Source organism: Frankia sp. EI5c, assembly GCF_001636565.1.
In the GTDB taxonomy this organism is placed as follows: domain Bacteria; phylum Actinomycetota; class Actinomycetes; order Frankiales; family Frankiaceae; genus Parafrankia.
On the sequence record NZ_LRTK01000041.1, the window covers coordinates 1 to 15,260 of the forward strand.

7 protein-coding genes and 21 pseudogenes are annotated in these 15,260 nt (G+C 72.6%); 14 read left to right on the forward strand and 14 right to left on the reverse strand.

Annotated features, from left to right (window positions below):
- The 5 genes and pseudogenes from UG55_RS18680 to UG55_RS38870 all read right to left on the reverse strand — a co-directional run.
- Positions 1 to 717: hypothetical protein (locus UG55_RS18680; protein ID WP_066070834.1), on the reverse strand; the 717-nt coding region annotated here is incomplete at its 3' end.
- Between the two features lie 305 nt (positions 718 to 1,022).
- On the reverse strand, positions 1,023 to 1,828 hold an 806-nt coding region (locus UG55_RS18685), incomplete at its 5' end, for a CapA family protein (RefSeq protein ID WP_242424748.1).
- A gap of 1 nt (position 1,829) precedes the next feature.
- Positions 1,830 to 2,282, reverse strand: a pseudogene (locus tag UG55_RS38865) (CapA family protein); the annotation flags it as partial.
- A gap of 214 nt (positions 2,283 to 2,496) precedes the next feature.
- Positions 2,497 to 3,228: pseudogene (locus UG55_RS18690) on the reverse strand (LLM class F420-dependent oxidoreductase); the annotation flags it as partial.
- Between the two features lies 1 nt (position 3,229).
- A pseudogene (locus tag UG55_RS38870) lies at positions 3,230 to 3,429 on the reverse strand (LLM class F420-dependent oxidoreductase); the annotation flags it as partial.
- A 126-nt stretch (positions 3,430 to 3,555) separates the two neighbouring features.
- Here UG55_RS38870 and UG55_RS38875 point away from each other — a divergent pair.
- From UG55_RS38875 to UG55_RS18710, 9 genes and pseudogenes are all read left to right on the forward strand, one after another.
- Positions 3,556 to 3,778 (forward strand): annotated as a pseudogene (locus UG55_RS38875) (pyruvate dehydrogenase); the annotation flags it as partial.
- A 1-nt stretch (position 3,779) separates the two neighbouring features.
- Positions 3,780 to 4,263: pseudogene (locus UG55_RS38880) on the forward strand (thiamine pyrophosphate-dependent enzyme); the annotation flags it as partial.
- Positions 4,264 to 4,274: 11 nt separating this feature from the next.
- Positions 4,275 to 4,635, forward strand: a pseudogene (locus tag UG55_RS38885) (thiamine pyrophosphate-dependent enzyme); the annotation flags it as partial.
- A pseudogene (locus UG55_RS38890) lies at positions 4,632 to 4,933 on the forward strand (hypothetical protein); the annotation flags it as partial. The pseudogenes UG55_RS38885 and UG55_RS38890, both read left to right, overlap by 4 nt.
- A 1-nt stretch (position 4,934) precedes the next feature.
- Positions 4,935 to 5,202: pseudogene (locus UG55_RS38895) on the forward strand (alpha-ketoacid dehydrogenase subunit beta); the annotation flags it as partial.
- An 18-nt stretch (positions 5,203 to 5,220) separates the two neighbouring features.
- A pseudogene (locus UG55_RS38905) lies at positions 5,221 to 5,825 on the forward strand (alpha-ketoacid dehydrogenase subunit beta); the annotation flags it as partial.
- 10 nt (positions 5,826 to 5,835) lie between these two features.
- Positions 5,836 to 6,919: biotin/lipoyl-containing protein (locus UG55_RS18705; RefSeq protein ID WP_242424749.1), on the forward strand; the 1,084-nt coding region annotated here is incomplete at its 3' end.
- A gap of 1 nt (position 6,920) precedes the next feature.
- Positions 6,921 to 7,386, forward strand: a pseudogene (locus UG55_RS38910) (2-oxo acid dehydrogenase subunit E2); the annotation flags it as partial.
- Positions 7,387 to 7,555: 169 nt separating this feature from the next.
- On the forward strand, positions 7,556 to 7,792 hold the full coding sequence (locus tag UG55_RS18710) for a hypothetical protein (protein WP_006541825.1): 237 nt from the start codon (positions 7,556 to 7,558) through the stop codon (positions 7,790 to 7,792).
- A 268-nt stretch (positions 7,793 to 8,060) separates the two neighbouring features.
- Here UG55_RS18710 and UG55_RS38915 read toward each other — a convergent pair.
- The 8 genes and pseudogenes from UG55_RS38915 to UG55_RS38945 form a co-directional block, all read right to left on the reverse strand.
- A pseudogene (locus UG55_RS38915) lies at positions 8,061 to 8,224 on the reverse strand (DUF6458 family protein); the annotation flags it as partial.
- A 244-nt stretch (positions 8,225 to 8,468) separates the two neighbouring features.
- A partial coding sequence (locus UG55_RS38920) for an acyl-CoA dehydrogenase C-terminal domain-containing protein (RefSeq protein WP_242424750.1) occupies positions 8,469 to 8,588 on the reverse strand: 120 nt, incomplete at its 5' end.
- A gap of 1 nt (position 8,589) precedes the next feature.
- Positions 8,590 to 8,813 (reverse strand): annotated as a pseudogene (locus tag UG55_RS38925) (acyl-CoA dehydrogenase C-terminal domain-containing protein); the annotation flags it as partial.
- A 5-nt stretch (positions 8,814 to 8,818) separates the two neighbouring features.
- Positions 8,819 to 8,944, reverse strand: a pseudogene (locus UG55_RS45530) (hypothetical protein); the annotation flags it as partial.
- Between the two features lie 48 nt (positions 8,945 to 8,992).
- Positions 8,993 to 9,092: pseudogene (locus tag UG55_RS38930) on the reverse strand (hypothetical protein); the annotation flags it as partial.
- Position 9,093: 1 nt separating this feature from the next.
- Positions 9,094 to 9,223: pseudogene (locus UG55_RS38935) on the reverse strand (hypothetical protein); the annotation flags it as partial.
- 1 nt (position 9,224) lies between these two features.
- Positions 9,225 to 9,305 (reverse strand): annotated as a pseudogene (locus UG55_RS38940) (hypothetical protein); the annotation flags it as partial.
- A 1-nt stretch (position 9,306) separates the two neighbouring features.
- A pseudogene (locus UG55_RS38945) lies at positions 9,307 to 10,298 on the reverse strand (acyl-CoA dehydrogenase family protein); the annotation flags it as partial.
- Positions 10,299 to 10,502: 204 nt separating this feature from the next.
- On the opposite strand from UG55_RS38945, the gene UG55_RS38950 reads away from it, so the two are divergent.
- The 5 genes and pseudogenes from UG55_RS38950 to UG55_RS38970 form a co-directional block, all read left to right on the forward strand.
- The coding region (locus UG55_RS38950; RefSeq protein ID WP_255360502.1) for a patatin-like protein at positions 10,503 to 12,135 on the forward strand (1,633 nt) is incomplete at its 3' end.
- A gap of 1 nt (position 12,136) precedes the next feature.
- Positions 12,137 to 12,306, forward strand: a pseudogene (locus UG55_RS38955) (hypothetical protein); the annotation flags it as partial.
- A gap of 1 nt (position 12,307) precedes the next feature.
- Positions 12,308 to 12,731: pseudogene (locus tag UG55_RS38960) on the forward strand (DUF3376 domain-containing protein); the annotation flags it as partial.
- A gap of 1 nt (position 12,732) precedes the next feature.
- Positions 12,733 to 12,968: pseudogene (locus UG55_RS38965) on the forward strand (DUF3376 domain-containing protein); the annotation flags it as partial.
- Position 12,969: 1 nt separating this feature from the next.
- Positions 12,970 to 13,919 (forward strand): annotated as a pseudogene (locus UG55_RS38970) (DUF3376 domain-containing protein); the annotation flags it as partial.
- An 89-nt stretch (positions 13,920 to 14,008) separates the two neighbouring features.
- Here the strand turns inward: UG55_RS38970 and UG55_RS29195 are convergent.
- The gene (locus tag UG55_RS29195) at positions 14,009 to 14,764 is read right to left on the reverse strand and encodes a hypothetical protein (RefSeq protein ID WP_157901533.1); all 756 of its coding nucleotides are present in this window, start codon (positions 14,762 to 14,764) and stop codon (positions 14,009 to 14,011) included.
- Between the last annotated feature and the right edge of the window lie 496 nt (positions 14,765 to 15,260).

Below are 15,260 nucleotides of genomic sequence, written 5' to 3' on the forward strand. Positions count from 1 at the left end.
GAAGATAAGGAACTTCACGCGGTCCTTCGCCGGCGCCCGGCCGCCGTCCGTCAGCCGTCCACCAACACGCGCGGTGCCGGGGTCGTTCAAGGTCGTGAGTTTGATGCGGCCAACATAGGCCGAATACGTCCAGCCATTTGCCCGATGATCGAAGACGTCGACATAGAAACGGGAGTGGACAAATTCCGGATCCCGGTCGATCTGCGGGTAGAACTCGAAGGAGAGGCCGGCCGTGCGGCTGCCCCAGCCGGTGTGCAGGGTGCCGCCGTTGACGAGGTCGGGCTGGCTGTCGCCCATGAAGTAGCCGTGCGGGAACAGCAGGCCCTTGCCCGCCGCGAACCGCGTGTACGTCGCGTAGCTGCCGCGTTCCTGGCAGGCACGAATGTAGGTGTCGCCGGTGCCGGTGGCCCGGTTGTAGTTCTGGCAGGGCAGGTAGGGCTCCTTGGTCGAGCCCAGAACAAGGTCGACGCCGATGGCGCCGGAGATCGGCACCGGATTGCCGCTCTGGTCGGTGAGCCCCTCGAAGGGAACGGCCACGCCGTTCCCCCTGGTCCGGTCACCGGCGTACTGGGTGGTGTCGGCGGCCCACGCGGGGGTGGACCCACTCAGGCCGAGCAGCCCGGTACCGGTGAGGAGCACGAGGACGGCGAGAATCCGCCGGCGCGGGCCGACCACTCGTCGGCGGTGGCGGTGCCTTTTCGGCGCGGTTCGCGACACGACACTCCCGGGTCGGCAGGGGCTGGCCGCGAAGAACCGGCGGCCGATAGCCGGGAAATCTGCGAAGATCTTCTCGGAAAACACCGGCGCCGAACTTCGGGGAAACAGCACGGAAACAGAGGCAAGGAGGCAGGGAAAACCCGCCGCGGCGCCACGGAAAATAGTTCCGACGCAGCGCTCACCGGCTTGCTTCAGGGTTTTCTGCGAGCCAACGTACCGGAGCTCCTGCGCACCCGGAACAACCCGCTTCCGACAATTACCCCAACGGGTGGGCTGTCGGCCCCTTCAGGTGGCGGTGGTAATGCCTACCAGGGCGCCGCGCCGGCCAGACCGGTGCAGTCGCGGAGACTGTTCCAGCGGCCGAGTGCCTCGGTCGAAGCGGCACCGGTCAGCGGTGTCGGCGCTCCACCGACGATGCGTCCGGGCACCCAGTTCGCCGCGGTGACCGCCCGCCCCTGGAAGGTCAGCTCCAGCACACCGGTCTCGGTGTTCGCCCCGGTGCCCGACGCGTAGAAGACGAAGTTGCCGAGACCGTAGGCGACGTAGACGCCGTCGGCGTTCCAGCCGGCGCCCTGCAGGACGTGCGCGTGCCCGCCGACCAGTGCGTCGGCACCGGCCTCGACGAGCGGCGCGACCAGGCCCGCCTGCGCGGCGCTGGGGCAGGTCTCCCGCTCCACGCCCCAGTGCAGGTAGACGATCACCGTGTCCACGCTGTGCCGCACCGCGCGGATGGCCGCCGCCAGCCGCTCGACATCCTTCGCGGAGGCGAGCCCGGGCTTGCCGGGGCCGGCGGTCCACGCGGCGGCGAGCTCGTCGTCAAGTACCTGCGTCGCGCCGAAGATCGCGATGCGCTGGCCGTTCGCGCTGGTCACGAACGGCGCGAAGGCCTCGGTGTCGTCGGCGCCGATGCCCACGGTCGGGAAACCCGCCTCGTTGGCGCTGCGCAGGGTGTCGGTCAGGCCGTCGAGCCCGTAGTCCATGCCGTGGTTGTTGGCCATGTTCACCACATCCACCCCGGCGGCACGCAGGGCGTTGAACGCGGTCGGCGGCGCCCGGAAGACGAACGTCTTGGCTGCCGGAGTGCCACGCGTCGTCACCGCCGTCTCCAGGTNGACCACGGCCAGGTCGGCGCCGCCGAGGTTCGCCGCCATGGGGCCGACCGCGGTTTCCGGATCAGCCGCGAGCCGCTGCCCGGAAGAACCCTCGAAATGCACATCGCCACCAAAGGCAATACGCACCGGATTTCCGGTCGGCTGACGCGGCCCGTTTCCGGCCACCGCCGGCTGACTCTGGGGTGGGGTTTGCGCGGGCGGCTGACGGTCGCCGCCGTCATCCGCGGCGGCCGCCTGGGCCGGCCCCTCACCGTCGCCTCCGCCACCGGCACCCATCAGGCCAAACGTGGTCAGCAGGACACAGGCGACAACAGCCAGAACCGTACCGCCGAGCAGCGGAACTCCCCAGCTTTCCCGAAATCCACCGCTGCGCCGCGGGAGTCGTCCAGGGTTGTGCTCCGAATCATCCCAGGGGTTCGATGCGGGACGGCCGCGCCCCCGCCCACCGATCATTCGCGNGACCCCCGCCCCGGAAACTCATCGAACGAAAGGCACCCTACCTGGGCTGCTCACGCCCGCCACCGCACCGACAGTCACCGGAGACACCGACAACGACAGCCACCGCGGCACCCGCACCACGGCACAGCGGCACCGTCACAGCCGCACCGGCACAGCGGCACCGTCAGAGCGACAGCAGGGCGGGCGCCAGCTCGCGCCACTGCCTGCNGGGCAACCCACGGCGGTCGAAGTCGAGGACCTGCACAGCCACCTGGTCCGCTCCGGCGTCGAGATGCTCCTTGACCCGGCCGAGCAGGACGTCCACATCGCCCCAGGGGACGATGGTGTCGACCAGGCGGTCCGACCCGGAGCCGGCCAGGTCGTCGTCGGTGAAGCCGTAACGCCGGAGGTTGTTCGTGTAGTTCGGCAGCCGCAGGTAGGACCCGGTGTGCCGGCGGGCCAGCTCGCGGGCCTCGGCGGCGTCGGTGTGCAGGACGAACGCCTGCTCCGGCACCAGCAGCTTCCCGCCGCCGAGCACCTCCCGGGCGTGCGCGGTGTGCTCCGGCGGCACGAAGTAGGTGTGCGCGCCGTCCGCGCGGTCCCGAGCCAGCTCCAGCATCTTCGGCCCGAGCGCCGCCAGCACCCGCGGCTGGGTGCCCACCGGCGGGATCGCCCGGTACTGCTCGGCGGCCATCCTGTCCATCTCGTCGAGGTAGGCGCGCATCTGGCCGAGCGGTTTGGAGTAGGTGGCACCGCGGATGCTCATCAGCTCCGCGTGCGAGACGCCGAGCCCGAGCAGGAACCGCCCCGGGTAGGCCTCGGCGAGGGCGAGCTGCCCGGCGGTCATGGTCAGCGGGTTGCGGGCGAGGATCTGGGCGATGCCGGTCGCGACTGTCAGCCGGGTCGTCGCGGCCAGCATGAGGCCGGCGGTCACCAGCACCTCGCGGCCTTTGACCTCACCNGTCCAGAGGGTGGAGTAGCCCAGTTCGTCCAGCTCGGCGACGGCCTCGCGCACAGTGTCGGCGGAGGAGAAGTCGAACTGGCCGCTCCACACACCGACCTTGCCGAGGGTCGTCGCCGGCTGCGGCCGGGCCGCCGCGGCCGAGGAGGCCGGGACCGCGGGGGTGGGGTGGCTGGCGGCTGTGCTCGCTTGGTCACTCACCCGGCCACCGTATCGAGGGGGCGCGGTGTCGAGGGGGCGCGGACCACACGCGCCGTGACCGGCCCTGTGTGCCNGGCTGGTCGCGCCGGGTTGCCCCCGCCGGAACGAGGGCTATCGTTTGCCGTTGTGACGGAGCTGGTGCAGCTGCTCACCCCTGACGGCCGACGTACCGCCTCGGCAACCGGTGCGGAGGCCGAATACCAGGGGTTCGTCTCGGACGTGAGCGACGATGACCTCGTCGCACTGTTGCGGGACATGACCGTGGTCCGTCGCCTCGACGACGAGGGGACGGCCCTGCAGCGGCAGGGTGAGCTCTCCCTGTGGGCGAGCCTGCGCGGCCAGGAGGCGGNGCAGGTCGGCTCGGGGCGTGCCCTGGGCCCGGCGGACATGGCGTTTCCCTCCTACCGCGAGCACGGCGTCGCCTGGTGCCGGGGTGTCGACCCGCTGAACGTGTTCGGGCTGTTCCGGGGCACGTCGCTCGGCGGCTGGGATCCGGCCGAGCACGGGTTCGCCCTCTACGCGATCGTCGTCGGGTCGCAGACGCTGCACGCCACCGGGTACGCGATGGGCATCACCCGCGACGGCGGCGACAGCGCGGTCATCTCCTACTTCGGGGACGGCGCGTCCAGCGAGGGTGATGTGAACGAGGCGTTCGGCTGGGCCAGCGTCTTCTCCGCGCCGCTGGTGTTCTTCTGCCAGAACAACCAGTGGGCGATCTCCGAGCCGTACCGCCGGCAGAGCCGGGTCCCGGTCTACCAGCGGGCGCGCGGCTTCGGCTTCCCGAGCGTGCGGGTCGACGGCAACGACGTGCTGGCCACGCTGGCGGTCACCCGGNGGGCGCTGCNCCAGGCCCGGATCGGAGCCGGGCCCGTCCTGGTGGAGGCGCTGACCTACCGGATCAACCCGCACACGACCGCCGACGACCCGTCGCGCTACCGCCCGTCGGACGAACTGTCCACCTGGCGCCGCCGCGACCCGATCGACCGGCTGCGGACGCATCTGCGCGCCCGCGCGGTGCTGACCGACGACGTGGAATCGGGTATCGCCGCGGAGGCGGACATGATCGCCACCGACCTGCGCGCACGTTGCCTGGCGCTGTCCGACCCGCCTGACGACACCGTCTTCGATCACGTGCAGGTGGAGGAGAACCAGCTGGTTGCCGCCGAGCGCGCCGCGTTCGTGAACTTCCAGGGAGCGCTGCTTTGACGCCCGACCTGACCACGCGCACCTCGGACGCCGGCGGCCCCGCCGCACCCGGCGGAACAGCCGCACCCGGCGGAACAGCCGCACCCGGCGGAACAGCGGCACCCGGCGGAACAGCGGCACCCGGCGGCACGGTGCGGGGCGTGGGTGACAGCCCGGACGAGCTCCTGGAGGCGGGACCAACGGACAGCGCGCGGAAGACCCTGACGCTTGCGAAGGCGCTCAACACCGGGCTGCTCGCCGCCATGCAGGCCGACTCGAAGATCATTGTCATGGGCGAGGACGTCGGCAAGCTCGGCGGNGTCTTCCGGATCACCGACGGCCTACAGGAGCTCTTCGGCGAGCAGCGGGTGATCGACACACCGCTGGCCGAGTCGGCGATCGTCGGCACGGCCATCGGCCTGGCGATGCGGGGTTTCCGGCCCGTCTGCGAGATCCAGTTCGACGGCTTCGTCTACCCGGCCTTCGACCAGATCGTCAGCCAGCTCGCGAAGCTGCACTACCGCTCCGCCGGCCGGGTGCGGCTCCCGGTGACGATCCGGATCCCCTATGGCGGTGGCATCGGCGCGGNCGAGCACCACAGCGAGNCGCCCGAGGCCTACTTCTGCCACACCGCCGGGCTGCGCGTCGTCACCTGTTCGAATCCCGCGGACGCCCACGTGATGATCCAACAGGCGGTGGCCTCGGACGACCCGGTGATCTTCCTGGAGCCCAAGCGCCGGTACTGGGAGAAGGGCGAGGTCGACACGACGCCGCTCGCCGCCCGCCCGGCGGACGCGCACACCGACCTGTACACCTCACGGGTGGTCCGGTCGGGAACCGACGCCACCCTGGTCGCCTACGGGCCGATGGTCCGCACCTGCCTGGACGCCGCGGAGGTCGCAGCCGAGGAGGACGGCCGGTCACTGGAGGTGATCGACCTCCGTTCGCTGTCGCCGCTCGACCTCGGCCCCGTGGTGGAGTCGACCCGCCGCACCGGGCGGCTCGTCGCGGTGCACGAGGCGCCGTCCAACGTGTCGCTGTCGTCGGAGATCGCCGCCCGGGTCACCGAGCAGGCCTTTTACCACCTGGAGTCACCCGTGCTGCGGGTGACGGGGTTCGACACCCCCTACCCGCCCGCCCGGCTGGAGGACCATTACCTCCCCGACGTCGACCGGATCCTCGATGCCGTGGACCGATCGTTCGGCTACTGAGGAGATCTCGGTGTCCCATCGACAGTTCCGTCTTCCAGACCTCGGTGAGGGCCTCACCGAGGCGGAGATCGTCCGCTGGCTCGTCGACGCCGGCGAAACCGTGACCGTCAACCAGCCGCTGGTGGAGGTCGAGACGGCGAAGGCCGTCGTCGAGATCCCGTCCCCGTTCGCTGGGGTGCTCGTCGAGCGGCACTGCGAAGCCGGCACGGAACTCGCGGTGGGCGCCCCGCTGCTGACGATCGACACCGCGGACGGCGAGGCGGCGGCCGAACCCCCCGGCGGCGTGGAGCCACGCAACGGCGCGGCCGCGCTGCCGACGTCCCGCCCCGGGGAGAGCCTGGAGGCCGCCGGCGGGCCGGGGCCGAGCGGGCCGGAACGGCCGTCGATGGCCGCCGGCCGCACCCCGATGCTGGTCGGGTACGGGCCCCGGGGCAGCGAGCCCGGGCGGCGACGGCGGCGGCGACCCGGCGCCGACGCCACAACGGACACCACAAGGGACACCACGAGGGACACTGCGGCGGCCGGCGCGACCGCCGGTCCGGCGGCAGGCACGCCGGCGGGGCCGGCCCGGGTGGCGGCGAAGCCACCGGTTCGCAAGCTGGCGCGCGACCTGGGCGTCGACCTCTCCGAACTGCTGGGAACCGGGCCGGCCGGATCGATCAGCCGGGCGGATGTCGAGGCCGCGGCCCGGCGGGTGTCCACCACCGCGGCGGGTGTGGGGACCATCGGGCTCCTCGAACCCAACAAGCTGCCCGAACCCAACGGGCACGCCGAAGCCAACGGGCACGTTGAGACCACACGCCCCCTGCCGGGGGCAGTCCCGGCCGGCACCCGGTTCGACCCGGACGTGAATGCCTGGCGGATCCCCGTCACGGGAGTCCGGCGCAGCATGGCGCGGGCGATGGTCGCGAGCGTGTCCACGGCGCCGCATGTCACCGAGTTCCTCAGCGTGGACGTCACCGAGGCCATGGCGGCCAGGGAGCGCATCTCGGCGCTTCCAGAGTTCGCCGGTATCCGGGTCACCCCGCTGCTGCTCACGGCGAAGGCCCTTCTCACCGCCGTCCGCCGGCACCCGCTCATCAACGCGAGCTGGGNGGGCAACACCGCCGGCGACGACGCCGAGATTCACGTGAAGCAGCAGGTCAACCTCGGTATCGCGGCAGCCGGGCCACGTGGCCTGGTGGTGCCGAACATTCCCGACGCCGGCTCGCTCGACCTGGTCGGGCTCGCCCGCGCGCTACAGGCGCTCACCGAGGCCGCCCGGGCGGACCGACTGCGGCCGGCCGACCTCTCCGGCGGCACCATCACGATCACCAACGTCGGGGTGTTCGGCGTGGACACCGGCACGCCGGTGCTCAACCCGGGCGAGGCGGCCATCCTGGCCCTCGGCGCGATCAGACCCGCTCCGTGGGTGCACCGCGGCGAGCTGGCGGTACGCACGGTGGCACAGCTCGCGCTCTCGTTCGACCACCGCATCGTGGACGGTGAGCTGGGCTCCGCCGTGCTGGCGGACGTCGGCGCGATACTCGCCGACCCGCTCCTCGCCCTCGCCTGGAGCTGACGGACACCCCCGGCCCAGGTAGCGCGAACTTCGCCGATCCCCGCATACACCCCCCCGGGAACAACGGACACATAGGGGTGCACAACGGAGAGAGGTGCCCACCCTGGTACGGTTGCGCCTCACACCCGGCACTCGGCTCGACTTCCGCCAGCCACGAAGAGGTGAACGCATGACGCGCGTGGAGGCTCTGCAGGCCGCCGACGAGTTCGTCGCGAAGGTACTGACCTCCGCCAGCACCAGCGGCCGGTTCAACGGAGCGCTCAACCTGGCCGAGCGGGTGGACCTCACGCTGCGAGTTGCCCGGTTCCTGCTGGAGGGCCAGTCCTCCTCGGAGGCCGACGACATCCTCAAGCGTGACATGCGCAACGAGCTCGACCAGGCGTTCCCCCCGCTGCGCACCACCTGAGCGGGCCCTTCCGCGCACCCGCCGCGCGCCGCCCGAAAAGGCGGCACGCGGCGAGACGGCACGCGGCGAGACGGCGGTGCGCGCGGCGCGACAGGTGCCGCGCGCCGTCCCGGACGCCCCCCGAGAGCGGTCCCTGCCTAGCGGCTAGCGGCGGATGGGATCCTCGTGGGCCGGGGCCTCCACGTGCATGGAGGGGTCGACCAGAACGTTGTCATCCAGGCTGACCGGCGGCGGCGAGCCATGGTCGATGGACTCCTCGACGATGCGNCGGCGCCACTGGTCGCGGTAGAGCGTGACGCCCAGGCCGATGACGCTCACAACCATGAGGATCACACCGACCGCGGTGAGATCGAGACCGGACGGTTCGGCGCGGACCGCGAACGCGAGCACGGCGCCGAAGGCGAAGAGGAAGAGACTCAGCGGGGTTCCCATGTGGGACGTCTACCCCTGATCGCACTACATACAACCACGCTTCGCGCATCACGTCGCTTCGCACCGCATCACCTGACATCACCTGACAGCGCGCGACATCGGCCGCACATGCACATGACGGGGCCNGGCCTATGAGGAATCCGGCCGGGCCCCGACGACAATCACATTCCGGCGATCAGCTGGCGATCGGTTGCCGATCACCCGCTGATCACGTTCTGATCAGGCGTTGCTCACGCGCCCGCGGTCAGAACGCCTCTTCGGGCAGGTTCATCAGCTCCAGGCCGGTGCTCTCCAGCATGGTGCGGCGCACGTGCAGCTCCGGCAGGACGTTCGCCGCGAACCAGCGCGCCGCCGCGACCTTGCCNTCGTAGAACGCGCGGTCCCGATCGTTCGGGGCGCCGTCCAGCCCGCGCAGGGCGGCGTCCGCCCCGCGCAGCAGCAGCCAGCCGATGATGAGGTCACCCAGGCTCATCAGCAGCCGGGTGGTGTTCAGGCCGACCCGGTAGACCTGGGCGGTGTCCTCCGCGGCGGAGGTGAGGAAGCCGACCATGGCCCCGACCATCGCCTGGATGTCCTCCAGCGCGCTGCCNNGCNCCTCCCGCTCGGCCCGGAGCGCGCCGTTGCCCGCCTCGCCCTTGGCGAAGTCCTGGATCTGGCCGAGCAGCGAGGTCAGCGCCCGCCCCTGATCCCGGACGATCTTCCGGAAGAACAGGTCCTGCCNNTGGATGGAGGTCGTCCNCTCGTACAGGGTGTCGATCTTCGCATCCNGGATGTACTGCTCGACCGGGTAGTCCTGCAGGTAGCCGGAGCCACCGAACACCTGCAACGAGGTGGCCAGCAGTTCGTAGGAGCGCTCCGAGCCGACACCNTTCACGATCGGGAGCAGCAGGTCGTTCATCCGCTCCGCGCTCTCGTCCGCCTCACCGCGCGCCGCCGCCAGGGCGACCGCGTCCTGGAACGTGGCGGTGTACAGCACGAGGGAGCGCATGCCCTCGGCGTNCGCCTTCTGCAACATGAGCATCCGGCGGACATCCGGGTGGTTGATGATCGTCACTCGCGGCGCCGTCTTGTCCGACGCCCGNGGCAGGTCGGCGCCCTGCACCCGCTCGCGGGCGAACTCCAGCGCGTTGAGGTAGCCGGTGGACAGCGTGGCGATCGCCTTGGTCCCGACCATCATGCGGGCGTACTCGATCACCTGGAACATCTGCGCGATGCCGTCGTGAACGTCTCCCACCAGCCAGCCGACGGCCGGCTCCCGCTCACCGAACCGCAGCTCGCAGGTGGCGGAGACCTTCAGGCCCATCTTCTTCTCGAGGTTGGTGACGTAGACGCCGTTGCGGGCGCCCGGGTCACCGGTCTCCGGGTCCGGCATGTACTTCGGCAGCACGAACATCGACAGGCCCTTGGTGCCGGGGCCGTGGCCCTCGGGGCGGGCGAGCACCAGGTGGAAGATGTTCTCCGGGACATCCCAGTCACCGCTGGTGATGAACCGCTTCACACCTTCGATGTGCCAGGTCCCGTCGGGCTGCGCGATGGCCTTCGTCCGGCCGGCGCCGACGTCCGAGCCGGCGTCCGGCTCGGTCAGCACCATGGTCGCGCCCCACTGCCGCTCGATGGCCCACCGCGCGAGCTTCTTCTGCCAGTCGGTCCCGAGGCTCTCCAGAATCCCGGCGAAGGTCGGGCCGGCCATGTACATGAACACGGCCGGGTTCGCGCCGAGGATCAGCTCGGACGCCGCCCACGCGATGGTGGGCGGCGCGCCCATGCCACCCAGGTGCGGCGGGACGAACAGCCGCCACCACTCGCCCTCCTGGATCGCCGCGAAGGACCGGTGGAACGACTTGGGCAGCGTGACGGTCCCGGTGGCCGGGTCGAGCGTCGGCGGGTTGCGGTCGGCGTCCGCGAAGGACTCCGCGAGCGGGCCGGCGGCGACCCGCTCCATTTCGACGAGGACCTCGTGGGCGGTGTCGCGGTCCATCTCGGCGAAGGGCCCGGTACCGAGCTCCTCGTCCACGCCGAACACCTCGAACAGATTGAACTCGATGTCCCGAAGGTTGCTCCGGTAGTGCCCCATGGACGGCTCCTCCCCTCGACCCCACCGCGTGGTCGTCAGGCGGCGCGGACGTAGTTACTCGCTGGTAGGTGATGCCCATGCTACCNGCGGGTAACCATTATTGGGAGAAGATCTCCGGACGAAGGAGGCACCAGTTCCACACCGGCCCACAAGGTCCGGAAAGCAACGGTGTCAGCAATATCGGGCACGTCTAGTCTGGCGACCATGACGGGGGTCGACGCGCGGCACGCGGATGAGTCCGACGAGGGGGCCACCCAGGAGGTCCGGTTAGCGGTCGTGATGACCGGCGGAGCAAGCCTGGCCGTCTGGATGGGTGGCGTCGCCCGGGAGATCAATCTCCTCACCGCCGCGCGCGCCCACCAGGCCGACCCGGCCGAAGCCGGTGCCCGCGGCTGGTCCGCCGCCGACACCGCCGCCGCCGACCGGTGGGCCGCGCTGCTGACCACCCTCGACGTCGAGGTGTCGGTCGACGTGCTCGCCGGCGCGTCCGCCGGCGGGATCAACGCGGCGCTGCTCGGCTACGCGAACGTGCAGGACACCGACCTCGGGCCGCTGCGGGAGCTGTGGATCGGGCTCGGGTCACTGCGGGAGCTGATGCGCCGCCCCGAGGAGCGGGCCTTCCCCTCGCTGCTGCGCGGCGACGAGACGCTGCTGCCCGCGCTGCGGACCGCGCTGCGCGGCCTCGAACGGCCGGCTGGCGCGACGCCGGCCGAAAGCCGGAGCGGGGCCGCTCCCACGATCCGGCCGACTTCGGTGTTCATCACCACCACCATCCTGCGCGGCGAGTCCACCCGCTGGTCCGATGATCTCGGTGGCACCGTCCGCGACCTCGATCACCGTGGCCTGTTCGTCTTCGGCGAGGACGATCTGACGGATCCGGAGGCCGCGGCCCGCCTGGCACTCGCGGCCCGGGCGAGCGCGGCCTTCCCCGGTGCTTTCGAGCCGGCCTACGTCCCGGTGCGGAACTCTCCCGACGCCGACCATCCCGACATGGCCGACCATGTGAACGCGGCCGGCGACTTCTACGGCTCGGACGGCGGCATTCTGGTCAACCGCCCGATCGGGCCGGCGCTCCAGGAGATCTTCGACCGCCCGGCACGGGGGCGGCAGGTTCGCCGGGTGCTGGCCTACGTGGTCCCCTCCCCGAACCCGCCGGAGGCCCCGGAGCCGGCTCCGGCACCGGCCCCGGCCCCGGCTCCGGCTCCGGCCGACAGGTCCCTGCCCTCCGCCGTCGACACCCTGCTGGGCGCGCTGAGCGCGGCGCTGAACCAGTCGATCTCGACGGACCTGCGCCGCATCCGGCAGCACAACGCGGCGGTGCGCGGCCTGCGGGCGAGCCGGCGCGGCCTGTTCCGGCTCGCTCCGGCCGGCCGGCCCCGGCTCGCCGACCAGGACGTCTACGACACCTACCGCGAGCAGACAGCGGAACGTGCCGCGGACGTGGTGATGGAGGCCTTCGACCGGATCGTCGTCGACTCCGTGTCAGCCCCGGCCCCGACCCCGGTGGAGGCGGTGCCCGCGGACGCGCCGGCCCGGCTCGCGGACGCCCACGGGCGCACGGAGCTGCGGCTGGCCGCGATCGCGGCCGCGCGGGCGGAGTTCCCCGAGCGGTTGCCCGGCCCCGGCGATCCCGGCGAGCTGTGGCGGCTGGGCCGCCCGGCGGTGGACGCGGTCAAGGGCATCCTGATCTCGATGATCAACGAGGGCTACCTGCTCACCACCGACCCGGAGGACCGCGCGGCGCTCGCCGCCCTGGCCCGGGGGGTACACGCGGCCGTCGTCGCGCCCCGCGAGCAGGCCGGGGCCCAGCTGCTCCCGCTCCCGTCGACCCCGGCGANCCGGGGACCGTTCACCATCGTGCGCCACACTCTGCGTGACCTGCCGGGTGCGCCGTCCGACCAGATCGTCGCCGAAGCAGCCCGGCGCTGGCTACGCGGCGTGGGTGACGCCGAGACCAGCCGGACCGATCTGACGCTCGCGTGGAGCACGCTGGGCTCACTCATCGAAANCCTGCACGGACTGCTGGAACGCCTGTTGGACCGCTCACCCACCGCCCCGCCCGCGCCCTCTCCGTTACAGCCGTCAGCTCCGTCGCAGCCGTCAGCTCCGTCGCAACCGTCGTCTCCGTCGCAGCCGTCACTGACCCCACCGGCCGCGTCGACGGTCACGGCGACGGCGACGCTGCTGGCGTCACCGCCGCGCACCCACCGGTCCGGGCTGAGCCTGGCCGCCCGGCGTGCGATCGCCGCCGACACCCTGCGCGACTTCCTCGGCTACCTCCCGCGCCGCCGCGGGCCGGCGGCGGTCGCGCTGCTCGATCTCCACCTGGTCACCCACACGATGAGCGGCGGTGACGTCGTCGACCAACGGGTCGAGCTGGTCCAGGTCAGCTCGGACGTCCGCTGCGACCTGGATCCAGCCCGGCCCACCGCCNGGGACAAGCTCACCGGGCTCACCCTCGGGAACTTCGGCGCCTTCGCGAAGTCGTCCTGGCGGGCCAACGACTGGATGTGGGGTCGCCTCGACGGGACGGCCTGGCTGGTCCGCATCCTGCTCGACCCACGCCGGCTCGTCTGGTTACGCGACAGCGCCGCGGACCGCTCCAGCAGGGCAGCGCAGGCCAGCAGCGCAGACGGGGCGGGGACGGCTGGCGGGGTGGGCCCGGCAGCCNGGGTGGGCCCGGCAGCCGGGGTGGGCCCGGCAGCCGGGGTAGCGAGCCCGGAAAGCTGGCTCGGCGGATTCCTGCGGGCGCTGTCCGCGGTCGCGGCGGCCCCCGCGACCGCGGCGGTGCTGGCTGAGCTGGCCTGGCTGGACGAGCCCGACGCGCCGGTGCCGGCGTCCCTGCCCGAGACCGCGGCCTGGGTCGCCGCCGGTATCCAGCGCGAGATCGCCGCGGGTGAACTGGTCAGTGTCGCCGCCGCGGTCCGCGCGGACATCGCCGGGGCCGGTGTCGATCCGGCGCCGAGCCGGGAGTTCCTCGACGCGGTGGAGGCGGGCTCCGAGGCCGACCGCGGCCGGGTCGATCCGGCCGCCGCCGAGGCGATCCTGCGGCTCTGCCACGTCGCGGACGAGCGGCTGACGGACCGGGCCAACCGTCCCATCCTCCTCTCCCTGGCCACGCAGGCCCTGGCCGTGCTGACAGCCTGGCTGACCTCGCGGCGACTGCTGCCCCGCCCGCTGCGGCCGCTCGCCGCCGGCGCGCGCGCCGTCACCCGCCTCGTCCACGCGGCCGTCGACAACGTGACCCGCCGGCGGCACCGCACGACGATCAGCCTCGGGACGCTGCTGCTGGGCACAGGTCTGACGGGCGCGTTCACCCAGGGCGGCGCGCTCGGCGGATTGGGACTGCTGGTGGCGGTGGCGGGCCTGTTGCTGGTCAGCCTGTCCAGCTGGCGGACGCTGGCGGGAGGGCTGGCGATCGTGGGGGTCGCCGGCCTGGCGGCGGTCGCGGGTGCCGGCCTCATCCCAGCCGTGGGCGACCGGCTGTTCCCGTGGATGCGCGACGACGCGGTCCCCTACCTGGCCGCTCACCCGTGGGCCTGGGCCGCCGTGTTCGGCCTGCTGGTACTGCCGCCGCTGTGGTCCGCCGTCGAACTGCTGCGCCCGCGGCGGCGCGGCTGACGACCGCCGCCCAGCCCGGCTGACCACCGCCGCCCAGCCCGGCCGCGACCGCCACTGACCGCCCCTGGGCCAGGAGACGTCGCCGTGGGTCAGGAGACGTCCGCCCAGCGCATGCCCCCGTCGGCCTCGCGCAGGCAGGAGACCGGGCGCCCGCCGGCTCCCCGGACGACCTTCCCGACGTCCTCCGGATCGCATTCGCTACCCGGTGCGGGTCCTCCCTGGGTGGACTGCGTGGGGTTCTCCGGCGACCAGCGGCCGGCCGGATCCGGGTCGAGGCCGGCCACCGTCGGGTCCGGCAGCGGGACACAGTAGAGAATCAGCCCGTTGACGGCTGTCGCGGGCTCGGAGTCGCGCCCGGGGACGCAGGCCTCGCCGAGGAAGACCGGCGACGGCGCCACCGTCGGCAGCTCGGGAATACTCACCCCGGACGACGAGCCGTCGGACTCGGGCTCAGCGGTCCGCGCCCCACCCGCCCCGGTTCCACCCGCCCCGGTTCCACCTGTGCCGGTGGTGCCGCCGGGTGCCGTGGCGGGTCCGGCGCCGCCGGTGCCGGTGCCGGTGCCGGTGCCGGTGCCGGGCGTGCCGCCGCCCGCGCCCGCGTCATCCGCGCCGACGCCTCCGCCGGAGGTGCCGTCGGACCCCGCGGCGCGCTCCCCGGGCGCTCCCTGCTCCGCCGGAGAGGGCGTCGTCCCGACCGAGGGCGGTTCCGCCGCCGCGGGCATCGGACGAGTTCCGGTGCTCGCGGTGTCGGCGCCGGACTCGGCGCAGCCCGCCAGCGCACCGGCGAACAGCGCGCTCACGATCAGGGCACGGCAGGCCATACCGGACGAGCGAGTGCTGGTCACCGCGCCACTCCCCTCGCAGGCCAGGCTCCCGGCATCAGATCCAGCTTAGGTAGCTCCCGGCACCGGAGGCCGCTACTTTCCGGATCCGGCACCCGAGGGGACCGGTCGAGACCGGTCTGCCGNGGCCGTCGTCGGGTCGCGCGCCGGGCGCCCCGTGGTACCTCCTGTGGCTGCTGTGGCTGACGTCGCCCCGGACGTCCCGCCCGGGGCGTATCACCGGACGGTGCGTGAAGGCCGTCCGCAGGTGTCTGTCTNCCCCGCGGCGCGCGCCTTCCCCCTGCCTTTCCGGCCGCCTTTCCGCCCGCCCCGCTTTTCGGCCACCTCGTCACCGTTTTCGGCCACCCCGCGGTGCCGCGGTGCCGCGGTGCTCTCCGGCGAGCGCGGCATGGATCCCGCTGGTACCTCCGCAGCGGCACCTCGTGACCGGCCGAGGGCCTCACCCGGCGCGAGGCCGGGGCCGGCGCCGGGGCCGGGGCCGGGGCCGGGGCCGGGGCCG

Excerpts from the sequence above, each read along its gene's own strand:
- UG55_RS18710 (WP_006541825.1), top strand. The coding sequence starts at position 7,556 with ATGACGCGCGTGGAGGCTCTGCAGGCCGCCGACGAGTTCGTCGCGAAG.